The organism is Streptomyces sp. NBC_01216, from assembly GCF_035994945.1.
Lineage (GTDB): Bacteria > Actinomycetota > Actinomycetes > Streptomycetales > Streptomycetaceae > Streptomyces.
On sequence record NZ_CP108677.1, the window covers coordinates 250,500 to 272,524 of the forward strand.

A 22,025-nucleotide genomic window follows, 5' to 3' on the forward strand; every position below is an offset into this window, starting at 1 on the left:
CGCCCGACCCGACCATGGGCTCATGAACAGCGCCGACACCTCACACCGCGTCCCCGTCGATCTGGAAGCGGCACTCGCGACCTTCGACGCCCTGTGGAGCCCGCGCATCGTGACGCGGGTCAACGACTACGACGTGCGGATCGCCAAGGTGGCGGGCGAACACGTGTGGCACGCCCATGACGACACCGACGAGTTCTTCCTCGTCCTCGACGGGGAACTGCGCATCTCCCTGCGGGAGCCCGGAGCGCGGGACGACACGGAGACGGTGGAACGCACGGTGACGTTGCCTCGCGGCGCGGTCTTCACCGTGCCGCGCGGGGTGGAGCACCGGCCGTCCGCCCCGTCCGGCGCGTCCATCCTCATGCTGGAACCGTCCGGGACGTCGTCGGTCGGCGACCGGCACGAGGAGGTACCGGACCACGTCGACGCGACGACCGGTCACGCTCTCCCCCAGTGAGGACCGGTCGCGCGGTCGCGCACCCGGTATGCGAAGCGCTCGGTACGCGAACCGTTCAGGGGTGTTGCGCCGACGGCACCGGCGCGGGCAGTCGTTCGACGAGCAGGGCTGCCACGTCGTCGTCGAGCCGGCCGGTCCCGTAGGCGGTGAGGTCGGTGTGCAGGAGCTCCGGGATGCGGTCGCCCGGCTCGGAGACCCAGCCGGCCATCCGCCGCCTCAGCGGGTAGAAGGCTCCGGCGGTGTCGCGCGTCTCGCTCACGCCGTCGGTGAACAGCAGCAGCCGGTCCCCCGGTTCGAAGGCCACCTCCTCGATGTGGTGCCGTGCCGCGAGAAGCCCTGCCAGGTTGACCGGGAGCGAGGGGTCGGTGAAGTCGACGGGTGTCACCCGGTCGCCGTGCTGGAGCATGGGGCCGGGGTGTCCGCAGCTCAGGAGTCGTGCGACCGGGCGTTCGTCGGGAATCTCCACCAGCATGACGGTGGCGAACCGTTCGGCGGCGTCCGAGTCGGGGTCCCAGGCCGCGTACCGGCCGAGCCCCTCCTCGAGGCGGTCGGCCAGCGCGGCCAGGTCCGGGGCCTCGTTGACCGCGGCCCGGAAGGACCCGAGCAGGACGGACGCGGTCTCCACGGCCCCGAGTCCCTTGCCTTGGACGTCGCCGAGTATCAGCCGTACGGCTCCGGGGACGCGGACGGCCTCGTAGAAGTCGCCGCCGATCCGGGCCTTGGCCGCCGCCGCGACGTACAGCAGGTGCAGGCCGACGGAACCGAGCCGGGGCGGCAGAGGACGCAGCACGACCCGTTGGACGACGTCGGCGATGGCGGTGACCTCGCGCAGGTCGCGCTCGTAGCGGAGCCGGATGCGGCTGGCCCAGGCGGCGACGACGGTCACCGCCGCCAGGACCGCTTCGTTGAGGAGGAGGTCCGGGACGAGCGGTTCGCCCCGGTTCAGCGAGAGCACCACGCGCATGACCATGGCGACGAGGCCGATGACGACGGTACCCCGGACGCTCCAGGTCACCGCGGCGAGGGCGGGCGCTGCCGCCAGCAGTCGGTCGAAGCGTTCCCGGTGCGGGGTCAGCAGATCGACGGCGACGATGAGGGCCATGGCCAGGAGGGGAAGCGCTCGACCGAGGGTGATCTGTCTGCGCGTCCCGGACCGGGCAGTCCGACGGTCGCGATCTGAGGACATTGCGTGATCGTACGCAGCGGGGACGCCGGGTCCGGAGTGGCGCCACGCCCCTGGCGTGTCCCGCCCGCCCAGGCCGTCCGCCGGCGAACGGGTCGGCGGCGGAGGCGGGAGGGCGCGCCCGGTGGCCGGGAGCCTCCGGCGGGGTGGCTCGGACCGGGTCCTGGTCCTCGGAGCCCGGCACCTTGGTGCGGGCTCCCCGCCAGGGGCGGGTCGGCGTTCACCGGCGTTCCGGGAACTCGCGGGCGCCCTCGGCCGGCGGCGCTCGGTGTCCGGTCCCCGGGCCGGCGTCCTCGGGTGCGCGGTCTCGGGCGCCGGTGCCGGTGCCGGTCACCGTGGGCTCCGCGTTCCGCTCCGACGGTGTCCGGCCCGGCAGTGCGAGCGCGCCCACCGCGCCGAGCAGACCCAGCGTGGCCAGGGCGGTGAGGGCGGTTCCCATGGCCGGGACGAATCCGACGCCCGGGTCGAGCGTCAGCAGCAGGGCCGCTACGGCGACGCCCAGGGCGGGGCCGATGTTCATGGCGGTCTGCTGCAGACCGCCGGCGACCCCGGCGGCGGACTCGGGGGCCCGGTGGACGACCACCGCGGTCGCGGTGACCATGACCGTACCGAATCCGGCGCCGAGCAGGACGAAGCAGACGCCTGTCTGCGCAGCCGTCGTCGTCGCGTCGAGCCGGGAGAACAGCAGGACGCCGAGGGAGAGCAGCGCGGCACCCGAGACGGTGGTCCGGCGGGGGCCGGCGCGGCGCTGGAGAACGGCGGCGGCCGGCGCGCCGAGGATCATCAGGGCGGCGAGGGGCAGCGACCAGAGCGCGCTGTGGAGCGGATCGAGCCCGAGCGTCCCCTGGAGGAAGTGGGTCGCCACGAACAGCGAGCCGAAGAGGGCGGCGGACGCGGCCAGCAGTACGGCGATGGCGGCCACGACGGGCCGGGACAGGAGGACCTCCGGCGGGACCAGCGGATGGGCGGCGCGCGCCTCGTGCCGGACGAAGGCGACGGCGGCCGGGACGGCGACGCCGAGCACGAGCAGGTTCCCCGGCGTCGCACCGGATCGCGGGACCGTGACGAGCGCGTGCACCAGGCCGGCCAGGGTCACGGCGAGCAGGCAGGCGCCGGGAAGGTCCGGAGAGGGGCGCGCGGCGGAGCGCGGGTGCGCGGGACCGGGCGCGGGGCCGAAGAGGGCCGGCAGGCCGAGCATGAGAGCCGGGACCGCGGTGAGGGTGAAGACGGATCGCCAGCCGTACGCGCTGACCAGCGAGCCGCCGACGACCGGGCCGACGACGGCGGCGAGTCCGATGGCGCTGGTGCGCACGGCAATGGGCATGGCCAGCCGCACGGCGGGGAAGGCGGCGCGCAGCATGCCGAGGGTGGCGGGCTGGAGCAAGGCCCCGAAGACGCCCTGGACGACGCGCAGGGCGATCACCCAGCCGATGTCCGGGGCGGCTGCGAGGGCGGCGGAGGCGGCTCCGAAGCCGAGGGTGCCGAGCGCGAAGATCCGCCGGTGGCCGTAGCGGTCGCCGAGCCGCCCGGCGTAGACGAGCAGACTCGCGACGGCGATGAGGTATCCGGTGCTGGTCCACTGGACCTCGTCGATGCCGGCGTCGAGATCGTGCCGGAGCGCGGGCTGGGCGACGGTGAGGACGGTTCCGTCGAGGGCGACGAGGGCGGCGCCGCCGACGCTGCACACGAGGGTGAGGTGCCGGGAACGCGTCACCGCGCACTCCGCGACTCTCCGAGGTGGGCGTCGAGGATGGCGCGGAGCAGGGGCCCCACCTCTTCGGTGCGGGTGGCGAGGCGGAGGCTGCCCCAGCTCCAGAGCTGGGCGATGCCGTGCAGACCGGCCCACAGCGCACCGGCGACGACGGCGGGGTCGGACGCGGAACCCGGGTCACCGGCCCCGGTGTCCGCGCGGGGCTCGGCACCGAGGGCCGCGCCGGCGGGTACACCCCCTCCGGCGTCCACGGACGCGGGGCCGGAAGGGCCCTCGCCACGGACGCGGTCGACGAGGTCCGTCAGCGCCGCGAAGAGGGGCAGGCTGGTCTCGCGCAGGCCGAGCCGTCCGCTCTCCAGCAGGTCGTGCCGGAACATCAGCTCGTACATCCCCCGGCGAGTCAGCGCGAAGTCGAGGTACGTCCGGGCGAGAGCCTCCAAGCGGGCGCGGGCGTCGGCCGCGTCCTCCTGTTCCCGGGGAGCCGTCTCGGCCACACGGGCGGCCAGCTCGGCGAATCCTTCGCGGGCGATGGCGGACAACAGGTCGAGATGGGTGGGGAAGTGGCGCCGGGGTGCTCCGTGGGAGACCCCGGCCCGGCGGGCGATCTCGCGCAGGGTGAGGGCCTGCGCTCCCTCGGCGTGGACCAGGGCGACACCGGTGGCGATCAGCCGGCGTCGCAGACCGGCGTCGGCGGGGGATGCGCCCGTCGGCCCGGGGCGAGGCCCGGCGTCGGGGCCGGATGCGGAGGATACGGTCATGGACACTGTCTACCAATCACCTGTAGACAGTGTCTACCACGTGCGTGGACACTGTCTACGGAGTCCGGGGGCGGAGCTCGCGCCCGGTTTGGCTACACTGGCCCGCAACGAAGGGGAGTAGCCCTGCGAACCGGTCGTCGACACACTGGAACCCCCGGGTTCCCGGTGACCGGGTCCATGCGTGAGCGTGGGCGGGCGAGACCTTCGGCCAGGCATTCGCCGCGCCCGTCTCCCGGGTGCGGTCCGTCATGCCGGGCCGAGTGGTTCTCCCCGTCGCCCGTCGCGGTGCCGTGTGGATCCCGGGCCCGGTCCGAGCAGAGAGCTCCCGGGTATGCACCTCGACCCCTTCGCGGTCCTCACCGCCTTCGGCCTGATCTTCCTCGCCGAACTTCCCGACAAGACGATGTTCGCGTCGCTCGCCATGGGCACGCGCATGCGTCCGCTGTACGTGTGGTTCGGCACCTCGGCCGCGTTCCTCGCGCATGTCGCCATCGCCGTCGGCGCGGGCAGCCTCATCGGACTGTTGCCCGACTGGATCGTCAAACTGGTCTCGGCCGCGCTGTTCGCCTTCGGCGCCTTCATGCTCCTGCGCGGCGGGGACGGCAACGAGGACGACGCGGCGAGCGGCGCCACCGCGTCCGGATTCCGGCCCGTCTTCGCCACCGCGTTCGCGACCGTCTTCATCAGCGAGTGGGGCGACCTGACCCAGATCACCACCGCCAACCTGGCGGCCACGGAAGGCACCTGGTCGACGGCGATCGGGGCCGCCGCCGCCTTGATGAGCGTATCGGCTCTGGCCCTGGTCGCGGGCCGCTTCATCGCCAAGCGCGTGCCGCTGAGGACGGTCCAGCGGATCGGCGGCCTCTGCATGGCGGGCCTGGCGATCTGGTCACTGACGGAGATCTTCGTGGGGTGACGCCGCCCGCGCCCGACGCCCGGCGGGCCGTGCGCCTCCTCTTGATGAAGGAGTGAATCACTGCTTCACTCCTTCCATGCCCTACCGACGCACCCCCGCGACGCAGGCCCGGCTGGACGAACGGCGGGTGCGCGTCGTCGACGCCGCCGTCGAGCTGCTCGCGGAGCACGGCTACGCCGGCTGCAGCATGGCCGCCGTCGCCGCTCGCGCGGGAATCGCGACCGGCAGCGTCTACCGTCACTTCACCGGCAAGTCCGAGCTTGCGGTCGAGGTGTTCCGGACCGTGGTCTCGCGCGAGGTGGACGCCGTGGCCGAGGCGGCGGCCCGCCCCTCGCACCGGGACGCGGCCGACCGGGTCGTCGCGGTCATCGAGACCTTCGCGCACCGCGCGCTGAAGTCGCCGCGCCTCGCCTACGCCCTGCTGGCCGAGCCCGTGGACCCCGCCGTGGACGCCGAACGGCTGGTGTTCCGAAGGGCGTTCCGTGATGTGTTCGCCGAGCGGATCGCCGAGGGTGCGCGCCGCGGACAGCTCCCTCCCCAGGACGCCTCACTGACGGCCTCGGCACTGGTGGGAGCGGGAGCCGAGGCGCTCGTCGGACCGCTGAGCGAGGGATCGGCCGGGCCCGACACCGTACCTGCCCTGGTCACCTTCACCCTGCGAGCCCTGGGAGTACCCGATGCCGACCACACATGAGGTCACCAACCAAGTACCGCCGCTGACCGGTTACGACGTGGCGGCCGATCCGGCACTGCTGGAGAGCCTGCACCGGGAGGGCGCGGGCTGGGCCGAGCCGGAGGTGCGCGCGCTGGGCGAACGGGCCGGCGGCGAGGAGGCCCAGGAGTGGGGCCGGCTGGCCGAGCGCCACTCCCCGGTGCTGCACACCCACGACCGCTACGGTCACCGGATCGACGAGGTCGAGTTCCATCCGCACTGGCACGATCTGATGGACGTGGCGGTGCGGCACGGGCTGCACGGCGCGCCGTGGCGCGACGCGCGGCCGGGCGCCCATGTGGCGCGCGCGGCGAAGGTGTTCGTGTGGGGACAGGCCGACGCCGGTCATCTGTGTCCGGTCTCGATGACGTACGCGGCCGTGCCCGCGCTGCGTGCGCAGCGCGAGCTGGCCGAGCTCTACGAGCCCCTGCTCACCTCCCCCGTCTACGACTTCGGGCTGCGCGAGCCGAGCCGGAAGCGCGGGATCATCGCGGGAATGTCGATGACCGAGAAGCAGGGCGGCTCGGACGTCCGCGCCAACACGACCCGGGCGGTGCCGGCCGGCACCGACGGCCTCTTCGCGCTGACCGGCCACAAGTGGTTCACCTCGGCGCCGATGTCCGACGTGTTCCTCACTCTGGCGCAGGCGCCGGGTGGCCTGTCCTGTTTCCTGGTGCCGCGGGTGCTGCCGGACGGCTCGCGTAACGCGATCCGGTTGCAGCGTCTGAAGGACAAGCTCGGGAACCGTTCCAACGCCTCTTCGGAGATCGAGTACGAGGGGGCTCTCGGACATCTGGTCGGCGAGGAGGGCCGAGGTGTGGCCACCATCATCCGGATGGTGAACATGACCCGGCTCGACTGCGCGATCAGTTCGGCCTCCGGGATGCGCCTGGGACTGGTGCAGGCGGTCCACCACGCCTCGCACCGCGACGTGTTCGGGTCCCGGCTGGTCGACCAGCCGCTGATGACGAACGTGCTCGCCGACCTGGCGGTGGAGGCGGAGGCCGCGACACTGGCCGCGCTGCGGCTGGCGGGCGCGGTGGACCGGGCGGCGGCGGGCGACGCGGAGGAGGAGTCGCTGCGCCGGGTCGGTCTCGCCGTCACCAAGTACTGGGTGTGCAAGCGGGCCCCCGCGCACGCGGCCGAAGCGCTGGAATGCCTCGGCGGCAACGGCTACGTGGAGGACTCCGGGCTGCCCCGGCTCTACCGCGAATCGCCGCTGCCGTCGATCTGGGAGGGCTCGGGGAACGTCGCCGCGCTCGACGTGCTGCGGGCGATGGGGCGTCAGCCGCGGGCGGTCGACGCCTTCTTCGCCGAGGTCGACCGGGCGGCCGGGGCGGACCGCCGGCTGGACACGGCGACCGCCCGACTGCGCAAGGAGCTCACCGGTCTCGGTGACGACCCGGCCGCCGCGCAGTACCGCGCACGCCGACTCGTCGAGCACATGGCGCTGGTCCTCCAGGGTTCGCTCCTCGTCCGGCACGGCCATCCGGCGGTCGCGGACGCGTTCTGCGCCTCGCGTCTGGACGGCGACTGGGGAGTGGCCTTCGGCACGCTGCCGTCGGGCGTGGACACCGCGGCGATCATCGCGCGCGGGGCGCCTCGGCCCGCCGCCACGTCCTGACGGCGACGGTCGTGCACGCGGGGCGCCCCGGCCCGTGGCCCGCCCCGAGGCGCACGAACAGCGTCCGAGGCGCGCGCCGGGCCCCTCACCACTCCCGCAGGGCGATCAGCTCCTCGGCGTCGGCGTGCGGGAACCCGTAGGCCGACGCGACGAAGAAGAAGTCCTCGGCGATCTCCTCGCGGGCCACGGTCTCGATCTCGCTGCCGGCCGCCTCGAACTCCGCCTCCAGCGCGTTGAACTCCTCGGTGGCGGCGTCGGTGAGGGCGTAGAGCGCCGGCAGGTGCGCCGGCCGTTCCCGCTCGATCCGCTCGCACAGCCTCAGCAGGACCGACCGTCCCCGGTCGACGACATGGTCCGGGTAGTACCCGTCCTCGTACAGCGCGCGCAGAAAAGCGTGCCCCGCCACCCGTTCGTTCGTGATCGTCATGCGTCCCGTCTCCCGATACTCCGCGCCGGACGGGACCATCCTGCACCTGGCCACTGACAGCGGGCCCGGCGTCGTCGGGTCCGTGGGGAGTGGCGAGGGTGGTTCGCTCCGCGGCGTCGGGCACGGTGGCCGCCTCGCCCCGGGACGAGGGCAGCGGTGTGCCCGTCGCGCCGTCGGGGCCGGGGTCCCCCGTCAGGTCCCGCGGCGTCCGCCCTTCGCCGCCGCGAGCAGTTCCGGCACGGTGCCGAGTTTGACGCGCGGACGGCCGGCGTCGCGTCCCCGCGCCCGTTCGGTCCGGTCGATGGCGGCCAGCCCTCGCGCGTCGACCGCTCGGCGCACCCGGCGCCGCACCAGGCGCCGGAAGGCCCTGGCCGTGCCCGCGGGCGAGGGCGCCCGCAGTCTCCCGTCGACGGCGTCGGCGATCAGGGTGCCGATCGTCTCGGCCGCGCAGGTCCGGTTGGCGCCGATACCACCCGAAGGGCCTCTCTTGATCCATCCGACGACATACGTACCGGGCCGCCCCGTCACCCGTCCCGCGTCGTGCGGGACGGTGCCGGTCACCTCGTCGAACGGCAGGCCGGGGACGGGGAGCCCCCGGTAGCCGACGGCCCGCAGGAACAGGCCGGCGGGCAGGTCCAGCGGCTGCGTGCCTCCGGTCACCCGGACCCCGCGGACCCGGCCGCGGCCCTCGGTACGGGTGGTGCCGAAACCGCCTCCGCCCCCCGTGGGCGGACCGTCCCGGCGGGCTTCGGCACCGCCCTCGGCACCGTCGCCGAGTACCTCGGCCGGGGCGGAGTGGAAGCGGAGCACGATCCGCCGGCGCGCCGTCCCGGGTGCGGCCGTCCAGTCCACCGCCTCTCGGGGCACTCCGCGCAGCAGCGACGCCTTGCCACCCGGGGCCGCCTCGTCGATCGCCGCGCCGATGCGCGGATCGTGGTCATCGACGACCAGGTCCACACCGGACAGATGGCGCAGCGCGAGCAGCTCGGAGGTGGTGTACGCGGCGTGCTCCGGGCCGCGCCGGCCGAGGATCACCACCTCGCGCACCCGGGCGGCGCGCAGCGCGGCGAGCGCGTGGTCGGCGGTGTCGGAGGTGCCGAGCGCGACCGGGTCGCCGACCAGGACGCGGGCCGCGTCGAGCGCGACGTTGCCGTTGCCGGCCACGACCACCCGTTCGCTCGTCAGATCGACCGCGTCCGCGGCCACCTCGGGGTGCGTGTTGTACCAGGCGACGAACGTGGTGGCCGGGACACTGCCCTGGAGGTCCTCGCCCGGGACACCGATCCGGCGGTCGGCGGAGGCGCCCACGGCGTAGACGACGGCGTCGTGATGGGCGGCGAGTTCCTCGGCGGTGATGTCACGGCCGACGTCGACGCCGAGGTGCATCCGTACCCGGGGGTGGTCGTGGAGGCGCGCGAAGGTGTCGCCGACCTTCTTGGTGGCCGGGTGGTCGGGTGCGACGCCGTAGCGGACGAGCCCGCCGGCCACCGGCAGCCGGTCGATGAGGGTCACCTGGGCGTTCGTGTGGAGCAGCAGGTCCTCCGCCGCGTACATGCCGGCCGGCCCCGTTCCGACGACGGCGACCCGGAGGGGCGCGAAGTCGGAGGGGAGGTCGCGGGCGAAGACGGGCCTGCCCCAGGGGTGGAGGTCGGGTCCCGCGGGGGCCGGTCCCGGTTCCCGGCCGTCGAAGTAGGCCGCGTTGAGGGCGATGTAGTCCCTCGCCGGCCCCCGCAGGCTGTCCGCGGGGAAGATGGCGTCGACGGGGCAGGCGTCGGCGCAGGCTCCGCAGTCGATGCACGACGCCGGGTCGACGTGCAGCATCTCGGTGCTGCCGAACTCCCGTTCCTCGGGCGTCGGGTGAATGCAGTTGACGGGACAGACGGCGACGCAGGCGGCGTCGTTGCAGCAGGTCTGGGTGATGGCGTAGGTCATGTCGTCGGCTCGGGTCGCTCGCTGGGTGGGAAACGGCTCAGATCAGGTGGGCGCGCTTGTGGAAGGCCAGCGCCGGCCGGGTGAGGAGCCGGGCCGAAGCCAAGAACTCCATGAGGCCGGAACAGCTCGACCGCATCAGGGAGCGGTGGTGCTCGTTGGCCCGTGCCTCGGCGCGTGCCCGCCGGGCGTCCAGACCCGCTTTCGCGTACACGTTCCGGTTCACCATGCTGGTGACGATGAAGTACGAGGCGATCGCGACCGGGAGCGCCCGCAAAACGCACATGCGTGCGGAAGCGGAGTTCGCGCAAGATGGATCGCATGATTACGACGGAGTGCGACGGGTGTGGTAAGTGCCTGGTGGGAGTACGTCGCCTCTCTCGCAAGTCTGACTCCACCAACAGCCCGGAAAAGCAGCTCGGCCAGGTGCTCAGCGCCGTGGAAGCTGTCGGCGGGCACGTCATCGCGTGGGCGGATGACTGGGAGGTGTCGGGTGCGACCGACCCCGTGACGCGTCCGAAGCTCGGCCCGTGGCTCCGCGACGAGATGGGCCCGTACGACGGGATCGCCGGCTCGGCGGTCGACCGGATCGGGCGCAACCAGCGGGACGTACTGAACACGGCGTACATGGTCCACAAATCGGGCCGCCTGTTGATCACCTACGGCCACGACGGGCCGTGGAACCTGGAAGACCCCGTCGATGAGATGCGGCTTTCCATGGAGTCCTTCGGCGCGCAGATGGAGCTTCGCGCGATCCAGAAGCGCAACCGGGACGAGACGAAGCGGGCGCGCAGCGCCGGACAGCCGAAGCAGAAGAACCGGTACGGGTACCAGTTCGTGCGGCTCATTCCCACGGGCAACGTCGACCGGGTGGAACTGGACCCTGTGGCCTCCCTCATCCTCCGAGACGTCGCGGAACGCATCCTCGCCGACGAGACCGGAACGGTGACCGTCCACACCGAAGCCGCGCGTCTGAACCGCGCGGGCCTACTGTCGCCTGCCGACCACCGCGCTGTGATGTACGGACGCAAGCCCAAGGGCACCTTGTGGAACGCCAAGGCTCTCAAGCGGATGCTCACCAGCGAAGCGTCATTGGGCTACCTCATGCACGACGAGCGCCCCGTGATCGGCCCGGACGGGCACGCTGTGCGTATCGCCGATCCGCTGTGGGACCACGCCACGCGGGACGCGCTGATCAAGAAGGCCGCCCCGAAGTGGACCGGGACCCGCGCCCCGAAGGGGGTACGCCTGCTCTCGGGCATCGCGTACTGCGGCAAATGCGGGCAACGGCTCTACATGGTGGCCCGGACGGGACAGAACCCGTCCTACGGCTGCACGGCGCGCACGCGCGGCATTCCGTCGTCCGCCGGGTGCAAGCCCGCCCCCACCATGTCCGTCCCCATGCTGGACGAGCATGTGTCGACGTGGTTTCCGGCCGAGTACGGCGACCACCAGGTGATGCGCAAGGAGTTCGACCCTGGCACCGGCTACGCCGCTCGTATCACGGAGATCGAAGCGGACCGTACGCGGCTCCGTGGAGATCGTCAGTCGGGTCTGTACGAGTCGGAGAGCGACACCGAGTGGTACCGCACCGAGTACGCCCGGATGACGCGGGAGATCGAAGCTCTCAAGCGGCTCCCTGAGCGGCCAGCGGGGATGCGGTGGATGCCCCTGGGCCGGACGATTGCTGATGACTGGAAGACCGCTCCGGACGATGTCGCCCGTAGGGAGATCTTGAACGAGTACGACGTACGGGTGACGCTGCACCCGCGTGGCGCTAAGCACCGAGTGCGTGTGACCGGACTCGACCCGGAGCAGCGGGCGGCAGAACAGAGCACGGCGCGAGACCACGCCGAGACGGCTGCGTTGGCTGAGTTGGAGGATGCTCCGGAAGCCCTCTGATCACTGACGCCTCCACCCGTCGAAGCCCCGGTAGTCCCTCACAGACCGCCGGGGCTTTGCTGTGCCAGCAGCGGGGCCGACCAGCGGGCCGAGCCATGACGGTATGACGGTTCAGACTGTTTTTTCGTATGCACAAGAAAAAATAAGGAGAAAACCGAACCGTCTGTCGAAACGCCATCCCGTCATGAGACCCGGGAATCCGTCCGTCCCTACCTCTCCTGCAGGGGGTGGGCGGGGCGGCACGGGCTCGATGCCGGTCAGCCCGCGCGGGAATCTGTTGGTCCCCACAGCAGAGTGAGGGCCGAACGGGCTCCCAGAGCCCGCCGTACGGAACGTTCCGGGAATTCGCTGCTCCCTACTACACAGTGAGGGCGGAACTCTCGTTCACCCACTCCGAGGGCGGATCTCGGTGCGGGACTGTGCGCTGTTCTCACGCCATCGGCTCACCCTCGGGCGGGGCAGCCCTACAGCGGGGCGAGGAGGTGTTGAGAGTGACGAGTTTCGACACTTTTTAGAACGCATAGAAAAAATACAGAGAAAGAGAAACCGGGGTCTCTGTCGTCACCACCGACACCGCTCGGCACCCTCGGGACACCTTCGGTCCCTACTACTGGGGCAAGAGAGAGCGGGACTACCGCGCACCCACCCCGAGGGGGAATTCGGCGGACCGAGTGCCTGTTCTCTCGCAGCTCTACCCGTGCAGCACGCATCCTCACGGGGTGGCCGCAGTGGTCGTGAGGTAGAGCGCGGGGACCGCACCGCCCATGAGTAACCGCCCCTTGACCGGGGGCGCCGAAAGGGGTCGTAAGCGCGTGCGGTCCCCACATTGTCCCGCGAACGATTCCAAGGGAGCTACTTCTTAGGCGACGGCTCTTCGTCGTCCTCGGGAGCATCCCGCATCGCCGCGAGGATGTCTGCCTGACCGGCGTCACCAGCCAGTGTCGCCCCGTAGAGGCCATCAAGGCTTTCGAGCTTCGTTGTCTCGCTGTTCTTCGCCTTTGCCTCGGAGGGGTCTCCTTCGGGCTTAGGTGAATTGCTGTTGGGGGCGGCCATGGCAGTACCTCCGATGTTGCTGTCTGTGCCGTTAGTTGGATCAGCTACCCAGGCCGTCTCATCGCCTAACCCTTATGCAACCCGTGCGCCCCGCCTCGCTGGCGAGGACGTTACAAGCCCGCTGACCCAACGGCAGAGGTGCGCCGTACCCAATCGGCAGAGTTCCCCGGTTCGAGTCCGAGGGCGGGCACGCAGAAGCCGACGACATCGAGGGGCGCACATGCGCTGTATCGACTGCACGGAGCCGGCGACCCATCTGGGCCGCTGCAAGAGCCATCACGGGGCGTACGAGCGACGACCGACCGTCCGCACACGGCGAGCACGGAGCCGGCGACGAGCGGCCCGGAACGATGCCCCTGCACGGCTCCGCCGGATCATCGAGCGGAAGGGGACCGCGTGGTGTGACTGGTGCCTGAACGACTTCCCTGGGGCAACGGTCGACGTGGACCATGTGCGGCCCCTCTCGATGGGAGGGACCGACACGGACGGCAACGTCCAAGTGCTGTGCCGAGGGTGTCACCGGCTCAAGACGAGCACCGAGTTCGGTGTTGTCCGTGCCGCGTGACGCACCACCGCCCGGCACAGAGCCAGCGCGCTGTACTGGGGCCGAGGCGTGCGTTACGGGCGTGGTTCGTAAAAGCCCGGGAAGTCCTTCTGGAAATCGGACCAATGGTGCTCGTAGTACTCCACGAATTCACTGCTGCTGATCGTGCCGTTTCCGTTCGCGTCCCAGTCCCTGTCCTTCGCGTGCAGCAATGCCGCGATCTTGATGGCGGTCTTCCCGTCGGTGGCGGCTCGGATATCCAAGAGCGTGAGAGCGTTACTCCTGTCTTTGTCCAGGGATACGAACGCCTTGCCGATTGCTACCTCGGATCCCTTAGGCGCTTCGTCAGATACTTCTTTTACTTCATCAGACATTTCTTTCCCTTCATTGGGTGGACCGGCAGGGCAGCACGAGTCACCCTCCGCATTGACAAGAGCACACAAAGTCACACTAGCTGCATGTGCCTGCTACCCGAGTCCCAGTCGCGTCACACCCCGCCCCTTGGAGGTGATCCCCCATGCCCCGTAAGCCCCGCCCCCCCTTGCTCTGTACCCGGGTGCCCCGAGCTGACCGCCCGTGGTGGCCGCTGTGCCGAGCACCAGCGCGAGGCCGAGAGGTTGCGCGGTTCCTCTACTGAACGGGGCTACAGCACGCGTTGGCAGCGCGTCCGACGTGCGTTCCTGTACCGGCACCCGTGGTGTCTGCTGTGCGGTCGCACGGCCACGGTCGCCGACCACTTCCCCGAGTCGCGCCGTTCGCTGGTCGCTCGGGGTGTCGCCGATCCGGACGCGTTCTCTCGTCTGCGTCCGCTGTGCTCGACGTGCCACAACCGCGAGACCGCGCGGAACCAACCGGGTGGGTTCGCTGCGGAGCGCAGGTCTCACCGTGAGGCGACCGAGCGGCCGTCGTTCTGACCAGGGGGGTACTCCCCTCCCTCCGGCCGACAGATCGGCAGGGAGGCCGCAGTAGAAGTCGATACGGGTGCGGTAGACGGGCTGGAGACGGAGCAGTGGTAGCGCCCGGCATCCAGCTCGCGGGCCCAGATCTGGGCGGGAGGCAGTTCGGCGTACTCGCCCGAGTTCATCAGCTCCAGCACCGCCGCCCGCTCCGCGGGCGTGAGGGCCGAGGGCTGGACCTGCGGTTTCCTGGGCCTTCGCTCCGGTGGGGGCCGCAGCCGGCGGTAGTGGGTGGCCCTGGAGCGGCCGGTCAGCCGGCAGGCCGCCGTGATGCCCAGCTCGCCCTCGACGCCGGCGAACGCGTCGTCGGTGACCGGGTCGGCGGCAGCCCTCAGTCCGCGCCCTCGGAGATCATTTCCAAGAGCGCGGAAGCTTTTCCCATAACCTCCAGCGCGGCCTTGTTCCGGGCCAGCTCCCTCTCCAGCCGTTCCACCTGGCGGCGCAGTTTCTCGTTCTCCGCCTCGGCAGCCGGCTTCTTCGGCCTCGCCGGACTGGTCCGCTGGTCGACCAGCTTCTCCAGGGCCCCGGCATCCCGCGCGGCCCGCCACTCCGTGACGTGCGAGTGGTACAGGCGCTCGCGGCGCAGGACCGCACCCTTCTCACTCTTGGGCGCGGCGTCGTACTCGGCCACGATCCGCAGCTTGTACTCGGGACTGAACGTGCGGCGCTTCGGCCGGGGAGCCGGGTCGGATCCGGCGGGCTTGGTGCTGTTCATGAGGGGGTGGCTCTCCCGTCGTGCCCTCTCAGGCTAACCCGACAAATCAGGATGTCTCACCCAAGGCTGACAGAGAGGGGTCCGCCTTCGTCCCCGAGCGCGTCTTTCTGGGTGAGGGCCCGGAGCCGTACAACCGGGCGGACGCTCCGGAAACGTGGCTTCGCGCGGTCTACGCCGACGATTCCGTCGTGACGCAGATCAACGACGGCAAGGACCCCGGCGACGGCGAGCGGTGGGCGTCATCGTCCGCGAGCGCCCCGAGCATCGTGTTCCGGATGCTGCACATGCTCGACGTTCACGAGGGACACCGGGTCCTGGAGATCGGCACCGGAACCGGGTGGAACGCGGGTCTCCTGGCCCATGTCGCCGGCCCGGGGAACGTGACGACCATGGAAGTCGACCCCGTGTTGGCCGGGGAAGCCGGGGAGCGTCTGCGGAAGGAGGGGGTCACCGCTGCTGTGGTGACCAGGGACGGGGCCGAGGGGTACCCGGACAACGCGCCGTATGACCGGCTCGTGGCGACGTGCTCCGTAAGGTCCGTCCCGCGTCCGTGGGTCGACCAGGTGAAGCCCGGGGGCGTCATCCTCACCCCGTGGGAAAGTCCGTGGGTCTGCTACGGGCTGCTCCGCATGACCGTGGACGAGACCGGAAGCGCGTCGGGCCCTTTCTCGCCGCACTCCGCGTTCATGCTCATGAGGAACCAGCGCACAGACCTGCGGATCTTCCGCGATGTGGTGCGTGACGACCACCAGCCCGACGAGTCGACCACCACCCTGCCGCCATGGCGGGTGGCCGGTGACGACCTGGCCGCGCAGTTCGCCATGGGGCTACAGCTCCGTGACGTGTGGTGGACGTGGCACGACAACCCCGACGTGGAAGGAGTGGCGTCCAGGCTGTGGGTCGCGACGACCGACGCCACTTCGTGGGCAGCCGTGGACTGGGACGGGAAGTCGGACGACCGATTCACGGTGTGGCAGCACGGCCCGCGTCGGCTTTGGAACGAAGTGGAAGCCGCTTACGCCTGGTGGGTGCTGCACGACCGTCCCGGACCCGAGCGGTTCGGCCTGACCGTGAGCGCCACGGGAGAGTCCGCGTGGCTGGACCGCCGATCAGCCCGTTCCCGCGACCGGCTGACCCGCAAGACCGCCCCGCCTGTGCGCCGTACCCCGTGGCGTACGGGCGGGGTTTCCCTGTGCCCGGACACACCCTGTGGCTAGAGTGTGTGTTTGGAGGGTGTTCCTGACGACCAGCGCGTTGATGTGCCGACGCACCGTTCCGGCGTTCCGCAGGTGGTTGCGGGTCTCGTCGCGGGCGAACTTCATGTGGCGCGATTCCTCGACGACATGGATGTTGTTGATGGTGCGTACGAAGGGTGCCACCCGTTCGTCCCGCATCCAGTCGCGCTGCATGACGTCGAGGACTTCCTCGGCGACCAGGATCGACGCGTACGCGGACTCTCCGAAGGCGAGCGTCTTGAAGACACGACCGAGTTCGACCACGGCCCGGCGAGGCCGGTAGGCCGGAGCGCCCAGCTTGGCGGCGCCGCGCGCGAACATCACGGAGTGGCGGCACTCGTCGGCGATCTCGGTGAGCGCCCACTGGAACCGGGGCTGGGTCGGGTCCTTGCCGTAGATGTCCCGCAGCACCATCTGCTGGAGGATCATCTCGAACCAGATGCCGGTGCTGGCCACCGAGGCGGCTTCCTGCCGGGTGAGTTCCCTGCGCTGGGGCTCGGTCAGTTCGCTCCAGTAGGCCGTGCCGTAAAGGGTGCTCCACTCGGGGCTGGCGCCGTGGAAGTCCTTGTCGAGTGGGGTGTCCCAGTCCACTTCGGTGACCGGATCGTAGGACAGTCTGGCTGCCGAGTCGAGCAGTCGGCGGGCGACCTCGTGTTCGGCGGGCCTGTCGTGTTCCCGGCCCGGGGAGGAGTCCTGGCTCTGTTCCTGATCCCGGCTCTCCGGCCGAACGGTGCCGCCTGTCATGCTGCGGCTCCTTGAATCGAGGGATCGACCCGTCGGCTTGTTAGGCGTCACGTCTAGCAAGCTGTTAGACGGAACGTATAACAAGAGCCTCGGATGGGCCTACCCCCCGGTAGGAATTCGTGGCGGCAGTCCGCCGGAGGCGCCCGCCGGGTCTCGACTTGCGTCCCGCCGCACACACGCGAGGCTGGGACCGACAGCCCGCGTACCTCGCAGGGAGAAACGATGCAGGATCTCGCAGCCCTCGCCGACGAGCACCTGGCCAAGGCGCGCGCCGACGCACACGGCCGCAGCGCCCATGTGGTGGTCCACGACGGCGTGCTCCGGCAGAGCGTCATCGCGCTGGTGTCCGGGACCGCACTCGACGAGCACAACGCGCCGCCCGCCGCGAGTCTCCAGGTGCTGCGGGGGCGGGTGAAGGTGACAGCCGGCGCACGGTCCGAGGAGCTGTCGGCCGGGGAACTGCGCATGATCCCCAAGGAACGGCACGGACTGGCCGCGCTGGAGGACGCGGTCGTCCTGCTCACCGCGGTCAACGACTGACGCCACCCCGGCCGGGGTGATCCGACGCGGCGGCAGGCCGCCGCGCCCGGAGCCGCCGGCCCTCAGAGCGTCTTGTGCAGATCCAGGGCGTAGTGCTCGATGGCCGCCCGGTACCGGCGCACCGAGGCGTCCTCGCTCGTGGCCGCGAGCAGACGGAGCAGCAGTCGCGCGGACGCGTGGTGCTCCCCGGTGTTGAACAGGGCCATGGCCAGGAACGCCCGCAGCGCCCCGTCGTCGGGGAACTCCTCGGCCCCTCGCCGGAGGATGCCGACGGCGTCCTCGTAGCGGCCCAGGATCCGGTAGGTGCTGCCGAGGCCCAGCAGCGCGCCGCGACGGTCCTCCTCGGTCAGTTCCGTGCCGCTCGCGCGGAGCGCCCGCTCATAGAAGGCGACGGCTTCGGCCTCCAGACCGAGGACGTCGTGCGCCCAGGCGGTCTGGTACGCCACCTCGGCGTCCTCGGGGTGGCGCGCGGCGAGGGCGAGCAGACGGACCCGGGCCTCTTCCCGGTCGCCCCGCTCGCGCAGACAAACCGCTTCGGCCAGCAGGGCGTCCCGTTCACCGCTCGCGTGCTCGCTCATCTCCCCATCCTCGCAGGCCGGTGCGGCGGGCCGGGACGGAGGGGCGCCCGTGGCACGGTCCGTCCGTCGGTTCGGCACCCCGAGCGCGCCCGGCGACCCTCCCGCGTGGCGATTCCCGTGCCGGATGCGCGGGCCCGCCCGCCTCGAAGCGGCCGGATCGCCGGGTCAGGGACGCGTGAGGACCAGGTACCGCCGAGTCGCCCGGGTCATCGCGACGTAGCGGTCGACCGCCTCCATGCCCCCTCCCGGAATCCTGCGGGTCGACGAGGACGACCAGGTCGAACTCGAGCCCCTTCGACAGCTCCGGTGTCCGCGACCGGACGCGGGACGTCGCGCGGGACGTCGCGCGGAACGCGGGGTCGCCGATGACGCAGGCGCCCCCGTCGGCGTGCGTGGTGAGCCAGGCGTCGAGCACGGCGTCCCGTCGGCGCGGGGCTCCGGGACCGCGGCGGTCCGGTCGCCGGTGTCAGCGCGGCGGCTCGGGCAGTTCCTCGCCCGTCTCCAGCAGGGATTTGAGGCTGGAGAGGAGAGCCGGCCAGCCCTCGCCGATCATCTCGCGCATCACGCCGTCGGGCTCCAGGTCGTCGTGGGTGACGACGAGGCGGACCATCTCACCGGACGGTTCGATCTCGAAGGTCACCTTGGAGCGGCGTTCGTCGGCGAGCCGGGAGTATGCCTCGTCGCCGAGGCCGACCGCCTCCGCCCACTCGTGGGTGAAGGTGTGCCAGGTGTAGGCGAGCAGGCGGCCGGGCCGGGCGGCGAGCACGACCTGGGCCGGGTCGCTGGTCCGCCGTCCGTCCTGCTCCCAGACCATCGGTGATCCGGCCGTCCACGTCGTCTCGAACGCCACCCCCCAGTAGCGACGGGTGAAGGCGGCGTCGGTCAGGGCCTGCCAGAGCTCGTCCGGGGTAGTGCGGATGTACGTGGTGTAGACGAACGCGTTGCTGTCCATCGGGTCCCGCTCCCCTGTCGGCTCTCGTTCCGCCACGCCGCGCGGCGCGGCTGCCTTCCGGCTATCTCCACGGTAGGCAGCCGGGTGCCGGCCCGCCACGCCGGCGCGGGCGGGTTCGTCGGCTCCGGCGGGCCGACCGCCGCGCGTGGCCCCGGCCGCGTACGATCGGCGCGGCAGACGGATCACCCCGTGCATCCCCCCGGGCCTCCCCGTCCCGCCCTCGCACGTCGAATAGGTGCGGAAGAAGCTATTCAACAAACTGCTAGCGTGGCGGAATGTCGCTCAAGCACGCCGTTCTCGCAGCTCTTCTGGAGGGCGAGGCATCCGGGTACGACCTGGCCAAGATCTTCGACGTGTCCGTGGCCAACTTCTGGGCGGCCACCCCGCAGCAGCTCTACCGGGAGCTGGACCGGCTCTCCGAGGCGGGTCTGATCACCGCCCGGGTCGTGCAGCAGGAACGACGTCCGAACAAGCGGATGTTCACACTCACCGAGGCGGGTCGGGACGACCTCGTCGCCTACACGGCCAAGGCGCCGCGCCCCACGGCGATCCGCGACGAGCTGATGGTGCAGGTGCAGGCGTGCGACGCGGGTGACACCGAGGCGGTACTCGGCTTCGTCCGGGAGCGGATGGAGTGGGCGCGGGGGAAACTGGCGCGCTACGACAGGCTGCGGGACTGGCTGCTCGACGGCCGGGACGAGGTCGCCTACCTGCGCGAGGCGGAGCGGATCGGACCGTATCTGACGCTCATGCGCGGCCGTTCACTGGAGGAGGAGAACCTGCGCTGGGGCGAGCAGGTGCTGATGATCCTGGAGCAGCGCCAGGAGGCGGCGCGGCAGAAGGGCTGACACCGCCGTCGACCGCCTCGGCGTTGGGGCACGCCCCCGTCCCCCTATGCTCGGCGGCGTGACCGAGAGGGATTCCGAGGGCGCGCACGGCGACCGGACGGCGAGCGGGCCGCTGGACCTGTCCTTGCTGCGGACCTTCCTCGCCGTCCATCGCTCCGGTTCCTTCACCGCCGCCGCGCGGCTGCTGAGCCTGTCCCAGCCGACCGTCACCGCCCAGATCCGCGCGCTCGAACGAAGGCTGGAGCGGGAGCTGTTCGAGCGGCAGCCTCGGGGAGTCACCCCGACGCGGTTCGCCGACGGCCTGGCCGCACGGGTGGCGGAGCCGATCGACACGCTCGCCGCCGTCGCCGAATCCGGGCCGGGGGCACGGACGGTACCGCGGCCGGTCCACCTCGCGGGGCCGGCCGAGTTCCTCTGTGTGAGCGCCCTGCCCGCGCTCGCGCGGCTCGTCGAGGAGGGGGTCCGGCTCCAGGTGACCACGGGGCTCACCGACGAGCTTCTCGACGGGCTGCGCGCGGGGCACCACGATCTGGTGGTCTCGACGGTCCGGCCACGCGGGCGCACGCTGGCCGCCGTGCCCCTCGCGGACGAGGAGTTCGTGCTCGTCACCTCCCCCGACCGGGCCCGGCGGATCGACCGGGGTGCGCTCGCCACGGACGGACCGGCCGCGCTGCACGGCGTGCCGATGGTGATGTACGCCGATGACCTGCCGATCGCCCGCCGGTACTGGCGTCATGTGTTCGGCCGGCGGCTGACCGGTGAGGCGTCCGTCACGGTGCCCGATCTGCGGGGTGTCCTGGCCGTGGTCGTGGCGGGAGCGGGCTTCAGCGTGTTGCCGCGCTACCTGTGCCGGGCGGAGCTCGACGCGGGCCGACTGGTCACCCTGCTCGAACCGGAGGACCCTCCGATCAACACGGCGTACCTGGTGCGGCGGCCCGGCGTTCCCGAGAACCCGCATGTCTCGCTGGTGGGCGACCGGTTGCTGGCCGCCGCGCAGCGCTGGTGACGCGTTTCCCTACCCTGCGGTAACGTCGGCGGGGCCGACGGCCGGTGGGGCCGTCGGCGACACGGGGGCAGACGGATGCGCGGACGAGGGGCGGACCGGATGAAGATCGGTGACATCGTCGAGGACTTCACTCTTCCGGATGAAACGGGGGCCTCGCGGTCCCTGTCCGGGCTGCTCGCGGAAGGACCCGTCGTGCTCTTCTTCTATCCGGCGGCCATGACTCCCGGCTGCACGGCCGAGGCGTGCCATTTCCGTGACCTCGCGGGCGAGTTCCGGGCCGTCGGCGCGAGCCCGGTCGGCATCAGCTCCGATGACGTGGAGCGGCAGCGGGAGTTCGCCGGCCGCCACTCGCTCGGATACCCGCTGCTCTCCGACCCGAAGGGGGAGATCCGGGACCGGTTCGGCGTCACACGCGGCTTCTCGTTCGCGCCGACGAAGCGGATCACCTTCGTCATCGACCAGGAGCGCAGGATCCTCGAGGTCGTCCGCAGCGAGTTGCGGATGAGTGCCCACGCGGACCGCGCCCTGGCGGCGCTGCGCGCCCGCACCGCCTGACAGAGCGGAAGGCCCGCCCTCCGGGACCACCCCGGCGGGCGCGGCCGCCACCTCGTGTGCACCGGCGTTCCCGACATGCGGGTGCTCGCTTGTTCAGTGACACTCGCTCCTATGGCGGGGCCGAGAGCGCCCCGCTGTGGGAACGGAGTACAGGAATGGACGACTACCCCCTGCTCAACCTCTTCTGGACGATGCTCTGGTTCTTCCTCTGGATCATGTGGCTCTTCCTGCTGTTCAAGGTGATCACCGACATCTTCCGGGACCACGAACTGAACGGTTGGGCCAAGGCCGGCTGGCTGATCCTGTGCATCCTGCTCCCCTACCTCGGCGTCCTGATCTATGTGATCGCCCGAGGCAAGAGCATGACCCAGCGCGACGTGAAGCAGGCCAAGGAGAACGAGGCCGCCTTCCAGTCGTACATCCGCAAGACGGCGGGCGCGGACGGCGGCACGAGCCACGCCGACGAACTGGCCCGGCTCGCGGACCTGAAGAACTCAGGTGCCATCACGGACGAGGAGTTCGAGAAGGCGAAGGCCAAAGTCCTGGCCTGATCCACGCCGACGGGCCGTCCCGCGCCCACCGGTCGCCGCGGGACGGCCCGTCGGCGTGGGCCGCCCGGCTCTCCGACCAGCGGCCGGTCCGGAGAACCGGGCGTTCGCACCCCCCTTAATCAGTATTGC

Annotated in this window: 23 protein-coding genes and 2 pseudogenes; 12 read left to right on the forward strand and 13 right to left on the reverse strand. The window is 71.3% G+C overall.

The features are described 5' to 3' along the window. The first annotated feature begins 22 nt into the window (after window positions 1–22). Window positions 23–457, forward strand: coding sequence for a cupin domain-containing protein (locus tag OG393_RS01070; protein WP_327372595.1), 435 nt, complete (start codon window positions 23–25; stop codon window positions 455–457). Between the two features lie 55 nt (window positions 458–512). Here OG393_RS01070 and OG393_RS01075 read toward each other — a convergent pair whose 3' ends face one another. The 3 genes from OG393_RS01075 to OG393_RS01085 all read right to left on the reverse strand — a co-directional run bounded on the left by OG393_RS01075 (window position 513) and on the right by OG393_RS01085 (window position 4,109). Continuing rightward, entirely contained in the window at window positions 513–1,559 is a 1,047-nt protein-coding gene (locus tag OG393_RS01075; protein WP_327372596.1) for a PP2C family protein-serine/threonine phosphatase, read from the reverse strand. 301 nt (window positions 1,560–1,860) lie between these two features. Beyond that, a complete protein-coding gene (locus OG393_RS01080; protein WP_327372597.1) occupies window positions 1,861–3,354 on the reverse strand; it encodes an MFS transporter in 1,494 nt (497 codons plus the stop codon). After that, window positions 3,351–4,109 carry a TetR/AcrR family transcriptional regulator gene (locus OG393_RS01085; RefSeq protein WP_327372598.1) on the reverse strand — a complete coding sequence of 253 codons (759 nt, stop codon included), beginning with the start codon at window positions 4,107–4,109 and terminating at the stop codon, window positions 3,351–3,353. The genes OG393_RS01080 and OG393_RS01085 overlap by 4 nt, the downstream gene beginning before the upstream one ends. A gap of 331 nt (window positions 4,110–4,440) precedes the next feature. On the opposite strand from OG393_RS01085, the gene OG393_RS01090 reads away from it, so the two are divergent. The 3 genes from OG393_RS01090 to OG393_RS01100 all read left to right on the forward strand — a co-directional run bounded on the left by OG393_RS01090 (window position 4,441) and on the right by OG393_RS01100 (window position 7,361). Then, window positions 4,441–5,025, forward strand: coding sequence for a TMEM165/GDT1 family protein (locus tag OG393_RS01090; RefSeq protein WP_327372599.1), 585 nt, complete (start codon window positions 4,441–4,443; stop codon window positions 5,023–5,025). A gap of 76 nt (window positions 5,026–5,101) precedes the next feature. Continuing rightward, window positions 5,102–5,719 (forward strand): TetR/AcrR family transcriptional regulator, encoded by a 618-nt coding sequence (locus OG393_RS01095; protein WP_327372601.1) that lies wholly within the window; start codon window positions 5,102–5,104, stop codon window positions 5,717–5,719. Continuing rightward, window positions 5,703–7,361: an acyl-CoA dehydrogenase family protein gene (locus tag OG393_RS01100; protein WP_327372602.1), complete on the forward strand. Its 1,659-nt coding sequence runs from the start codon at window positions 5,703–5,705 to the stop codon at window positions 7,359–7,361. Before OG393_RS01095 ends, OG393_RS01100 begins: the two co-directional genes overlap by 17 nt. Before the next feature lie 85 nt (window positions 7,362–7,446). Here OG393_RS01100 and OG393_RS01105 read toward each other — a convergent pair whose 3' ends face one another. The 3 genes and pseudogenes from OG393_RS01105 to OG393_RS01115 form a co-directional block, all read right to left on the reverse strand. Further along, window positions 7,447–7,788, reverse strand: a complete 342-nt coding sequence (locus tag OG393_RS01105; protein WP_327372603.1) for a DUF5713 family protein — start codon at window positions 7,786–7,788, stop codon at window positions 7,447–7,449. 192 nt (window positions 7,789–7,980) lie between these two features. Beyond that, the gene (locus OG393_RS01110) at window positions 7,981–9,720 is read right to left on the reverse strand and encodes an FAD-dependent oxidoreductase (RefSeq protein ID WP_327372604.1); all 1,740 of its coding nucleotides are present in this window, start codon (window positions 9,718–9,720) and stop codon (window positions 7,981–7,983) included. A 37-nt stretch (window positions 9,721–9,757) separates the two neighbouring features. Then, a pseudogene (locus OG393_RS01115) lies at window positions 9,758–9,994 on the reverse strand (diiron oxygenase); the annotation flags it as partial. 44 nt (window positions 9,995–10,038) lie between these two features. Between OG393_RS01115 and OG393_RS01120 the strand changes: the two are divergent. After that, a complete protein-coding gene (locus OG393_RS01120) occupies window positions 10,039–11,619 on the forward strand; it encodes a recombinase family protein (RefSeq protein ID WP_327372605.1) in 1,581 nt (526 codons plus the stop codon). An 852-nt stretch (window positions 11,620–12,471) separates the two neighbouring features. On the opposite strand, the gene OG393_RS01125 is transcribed toward OG393_RS01120, so the two are convergent. Continuing rightward, window positions 12,472–12,672: a hypothetical protein gene (locus OG393_RS01125; RefSeq protein ID WP_327372607.1), complete on the reverse strand. Its 201-nt coding sequence runs from the start codon at window positions 12,670–12,672 to the stop codon at window positions 12,472–12,474. Between the two features lie 220 nt (window positions 12,673–12,892). Between OG393_RS01125 and OG393_RS01130 the strand changes: the two genes are divergently transcribed. Further along, a complete protein-coding gene (locus OG393_RS01130; protein ID WP_327372608.1) occupies window positions 12,893–13,237 on the forward strand; it encodes an HNH endonuclease in 345 nt (114 codons plus the stop codon). Between the two features lie 53 nt (window positions 13,238–13,290). Here OG393_RS01130 and OG393_RS01135 read toward each other — a convergent pair whose 3' ends face one another. Continuing rightward, on the reverse strand, window positions 13,291–13,590 hold the full coding sequence (locus OG393_RS01135; protein WP_327372609.1) for an EF-hand domain-containing protein: 300 nt from the start codon (window positions 13,588–13,590) through the stop codon (window positions 13,291–13,293). A 913-nt stretch (window positions 13,591–14,503) separates the two neighbouring features. Beyond that, window positions 14,504–14,887, reverse strand: a complete 384-nt coding sequence (locus OG393_RS01140; RefSeq protein ID WP_327378621.1) for a hypothetical protein — start codon at window positions 14,885–14,887, stop codon at window positions 14,504–14,506. 188 nt (window positions 14,888–15,075) lie between these two features. Here OG393_RS01140 and OG393_RS01145 point away from each other — a divergent pair, with 188 nt between their 5' ends. Then, window positions 15,076–16,104, forward strand: coding sequence for a methyltransferase domain-containing protein (locus OG393_RS01145; RefSeq protein ID WP_327372610.1), 1,029 nt, complete (start codon window positions 15,076–15,078; stop codon window positions 16,102–16,104). Here the strand turns inward: OG393_RS01145 and OG393_RS01150 are convergent. Then, window positions 15,997–16,866 carry an AurF N-oxygenase family protein gene (locus OG393_RS01150; protein WP_442817239.1) on the reverse strand — a complete coding sequence of 290 codons (870 nt, stop codon included), beginning with the start codon at window positions 16,864–16,866 and terminating at the stop codon, window positions 15,997–15,999. The genes OG393_RS01145 and OG393_RS01150 overlap by 108 nt on opposite strands. 222 nt (window positions 16,867–17,088) lie before the next feature. Here OG393_RS01150 and OG393_RS01155 point away from each other — a divergent pair, with 222 nt between their 5' ends. Further along, complete coding sequence (locus tag OG393_RS01155) at window positions 17,089–17,406, forward strand: cupin (protein ID WP_327372611.1); 318 nt, start codon at window positions 17,089–17,091, stop codon at window positions 17,404–17,406. A gap of 62 nt (window positions 17,407–17,468) precedes the next feature. On the opposite strand, the gene OG393_RS01160 is transcribed toward OG393_RS01155, so the two are convergent. The 3 genes and pseudogenes from OG393_RS01160 to OG393_RS01170 form a co-directional block, all read right to left on the reverse strand. Beyond that, window positions 17,469–17,984, reverse strand: coding sequence for a tetratricopeptide repeat protein (locus tag OG393_RS01160; RefSeq protein ID WP_327372612.1), 516 nt, complete (start codon window positions 17,982–17,984; stop codon window positions 17,469–17,471). 165 nt (window positions 17,985–18,149) lie between these two features. Further along, a pseudogene (locus tag OG393_RS01165) lies at window positions 18,150–18,441 on the reverse strand (AAA family ATPase); the annotation flags it as partial. Window positions 18,442–18,450: 9 nt separating this feature from the next. Continuing rightward, the gene (locus OG393_RS01170; protein ID WP_327372613.1) at window positions 18,451–18,936 is read right to left on the reverse strand and encodes an SRPBCC family protein; all 486 of its coding nucleotides are present in this window, start codon (window positions 18,934–18,936) and stop codon (window positions 18,451–18,453) included. A 275-nt stretch (window positions 18,937–19,211) separates the two neighbouring features. Here OG393_RS01170 and OG393_RS01175 point away from each other — a divergent pair, with 275 nt between their 5' ends. The 4 genes from OG393_RS01175 to OG393_RS01190 all read left to right on the forward strand — a co-directional run bounded on the left by OG393_RS01175 (window position 19,212) and on the right by OG393_RS01190 (window position 21,896). Further along, on the forward strand, window positions 19,212–19,784 hold the full coding sequence (locus tag OG393_RS01175) for a PadR family transcriptional regulator (protein ID WP_327372614.1): 573 nt from the start codon (window positions 19,212–19,214) through the stop codon (window positions 19,782–19,784). A 46-nt stretch (window positions 19,785–19,830) separates the two neighbouring features. After that, entirely contained in the window at window positions 19,831–20,790 is a 960-nt protein-coding gene (locus OG393_RS01180) for a LysR family transcriptional regulator (RefSeq protein ID WP_442817240.1), read from the forward strand. 99 nt (window positions 20,791–20,889) lie between these two features. After that, complete coding sequence (locus tag OG393_RS01185) at window positions 20,890–21,345, forward strand: peroxiredoxin (RefSeq protein WP_327372616.1); 456 nt, start codon at window positions 20,890–20,892, stop codon at window positions 21,343–21,345. 155 nt (window positions 21,346–21,500) lie between these two features. Continuing rightward, on the forward strand, window positions 21,501–21,896 hold the full coding sequence (locus OG393_RS01190) for an SHOCT domain-containing protein (RefSeq protein WP_327372618.1): 396 nt from the start codon (window positions 21,501–21,503) through the stop codon (window positions 21,894–21,896). Window positions 21,897–22,025 lie beyond the last annotated feature (129 nt).

Bases quoted from the DNA above. Each gene is read 5' to 3' on its own strand.
- OG393_RS01175 (WP_327372614.1), top strand. From the start codon at position 19,212: ATGTCGCTCAAGCACGCCGTTCTCGCAGCTCTTCTGGAGGGCGAGGCA.
- OG393_RS01125 (WP_327372607.1), bottom strand. From the start codon at position 12,672: ATGGCCGCCCCCAACAGCAATTCACCTAAGCCCGAAGGAGACCCCTCC.
- OG393_RS01170 (WP_327372613.1), bottom strand. From the start codon at position 18,936: ATGGACAGCAACGCGTTCGTCTACACCACGTACATCCGCACTACCCCG.
- OG393_RS01135 (WP_327372609.1), bottom strand. From the start codon at position 13,590: ATGTCTGATGAAGTAAAAGAAGTATCTGACGAAGCGCCTAAGGGATCC.
- OG393_RS01180 (WP_442817240.1), top strand. From the start codon at position 19,831: ATGCTCGGCGGCGTGACCGAGAGGGATTCCGAGGGCGCGCACGGCGAC.
- OG393_RS01105 (WP_327372603.1), bottom strand. From the start codon at position 7,788: ATGACGATCACGAACGAACGGGTGGCGGGGCACGCTTTTCTGCGCGCG.
- OG393_RS01095 (WP_327372601.1), top strand. From the start codon at position 5,102: ATGCCCTACCGACGCACCCCCGCGACGCAGGCCCGGCTGGACGAACGG.
- OG393_RS01140 (WP_327378621.1), bottom strand. From the start codon at position 14,887: ATGAACAGCACCAAGCCCGCCGGATCCGACCCGGCTCCCCGGCCGAAG.
- OG393_RS01085 (WP_327372598.1), bottom strand. From the start codon at position 4,109: ATGACCGTATCCTCCGCATCCGGCCCCGACGCCGGGCCTCGCCCCGGG.
- OG393_RS01150 (WP_442817239.1), bottom strand. From the start codon at position 16,866: ATGACAGGCGGCACCGTTCGGCCGGAGAGCCGGGATCAGGAACAGAGC.
- OG393_RS01090 (WP_327372599.1), top strand. From the start codon at position 4,441: ATGCACCTCGACCCCTTCGCGGTCCTCACCGCCTTCGGCCTGATCTTC.
- OG393_RS01120 (WP_327372605.1), top strand. From the start codon at position 10,039: ATGATTACGACGGAGTGCGACGGGTGTGGTAAGTGCCTGGTGGGAGTA.
- OG393_RS01130 (WP_327372608.1), top strand. From the start codon at position 12,893: ATGCGCTGTATCGACTGCACGGAGCCGGCGACCCATCTGGGCCGCTGC.
- OG393_RS01190 (WP_327372618.1), top strand. From the start codon at position 21,501: ATGGACGACTACCCCCTGCTCAACCTCTTCTGGACGATGCTCTGGTTC.
- OG393_RS01155 (WP_327372611.1), top strand. From the start codon at position 17,089: ATGCAGGATCTCGCAGCCCTCGCCGACGAGCACCTGGCCAAGGCGCGC.
- OG393_RS01160 (WP_327372612.1), bottom strand. From the start codon at position 17,984: ATGAGCGAGCACGCGAGCGGTGAACGGGACGCCCTGCTGGCCGAAGCG.
- OG393_RS01075 (WP_327372596.1), bottom strand. From the start codon at position 1,559: ATGGCCCTCATCGTCGCCGTCGATCTGCTGACCCCGCACCGGGAACGC.
- OG393_RS01070 (WP_327372595.1), top strand. From the start codon at position 23: ATGAACAGCGCCGACACCTCACACCGCGTCCCCGTCGATCTGGAAGCG.
- OG393_RS01185 (WP_327372616.1), top strand. From the start codon at position 20,890: ATGAAGATCGGTGACATCGTCGAGGACTTCACTCTTCCGGATGAAACG.
- OG393_RS01110 (WP_327372604.1), bottom strand. From the start codon at position 9,720: ATGACCTACGCCATCACCCAGACCTGCTGCAACGACGCCGCCTGCGTC.
- OG393_RS01100 (WP_327372602.1), top strand. From the start codon at position 5,703: ATGCCGACCACACATGAGGTCACCAACCAAGTACCGCCGCTGACCGGT.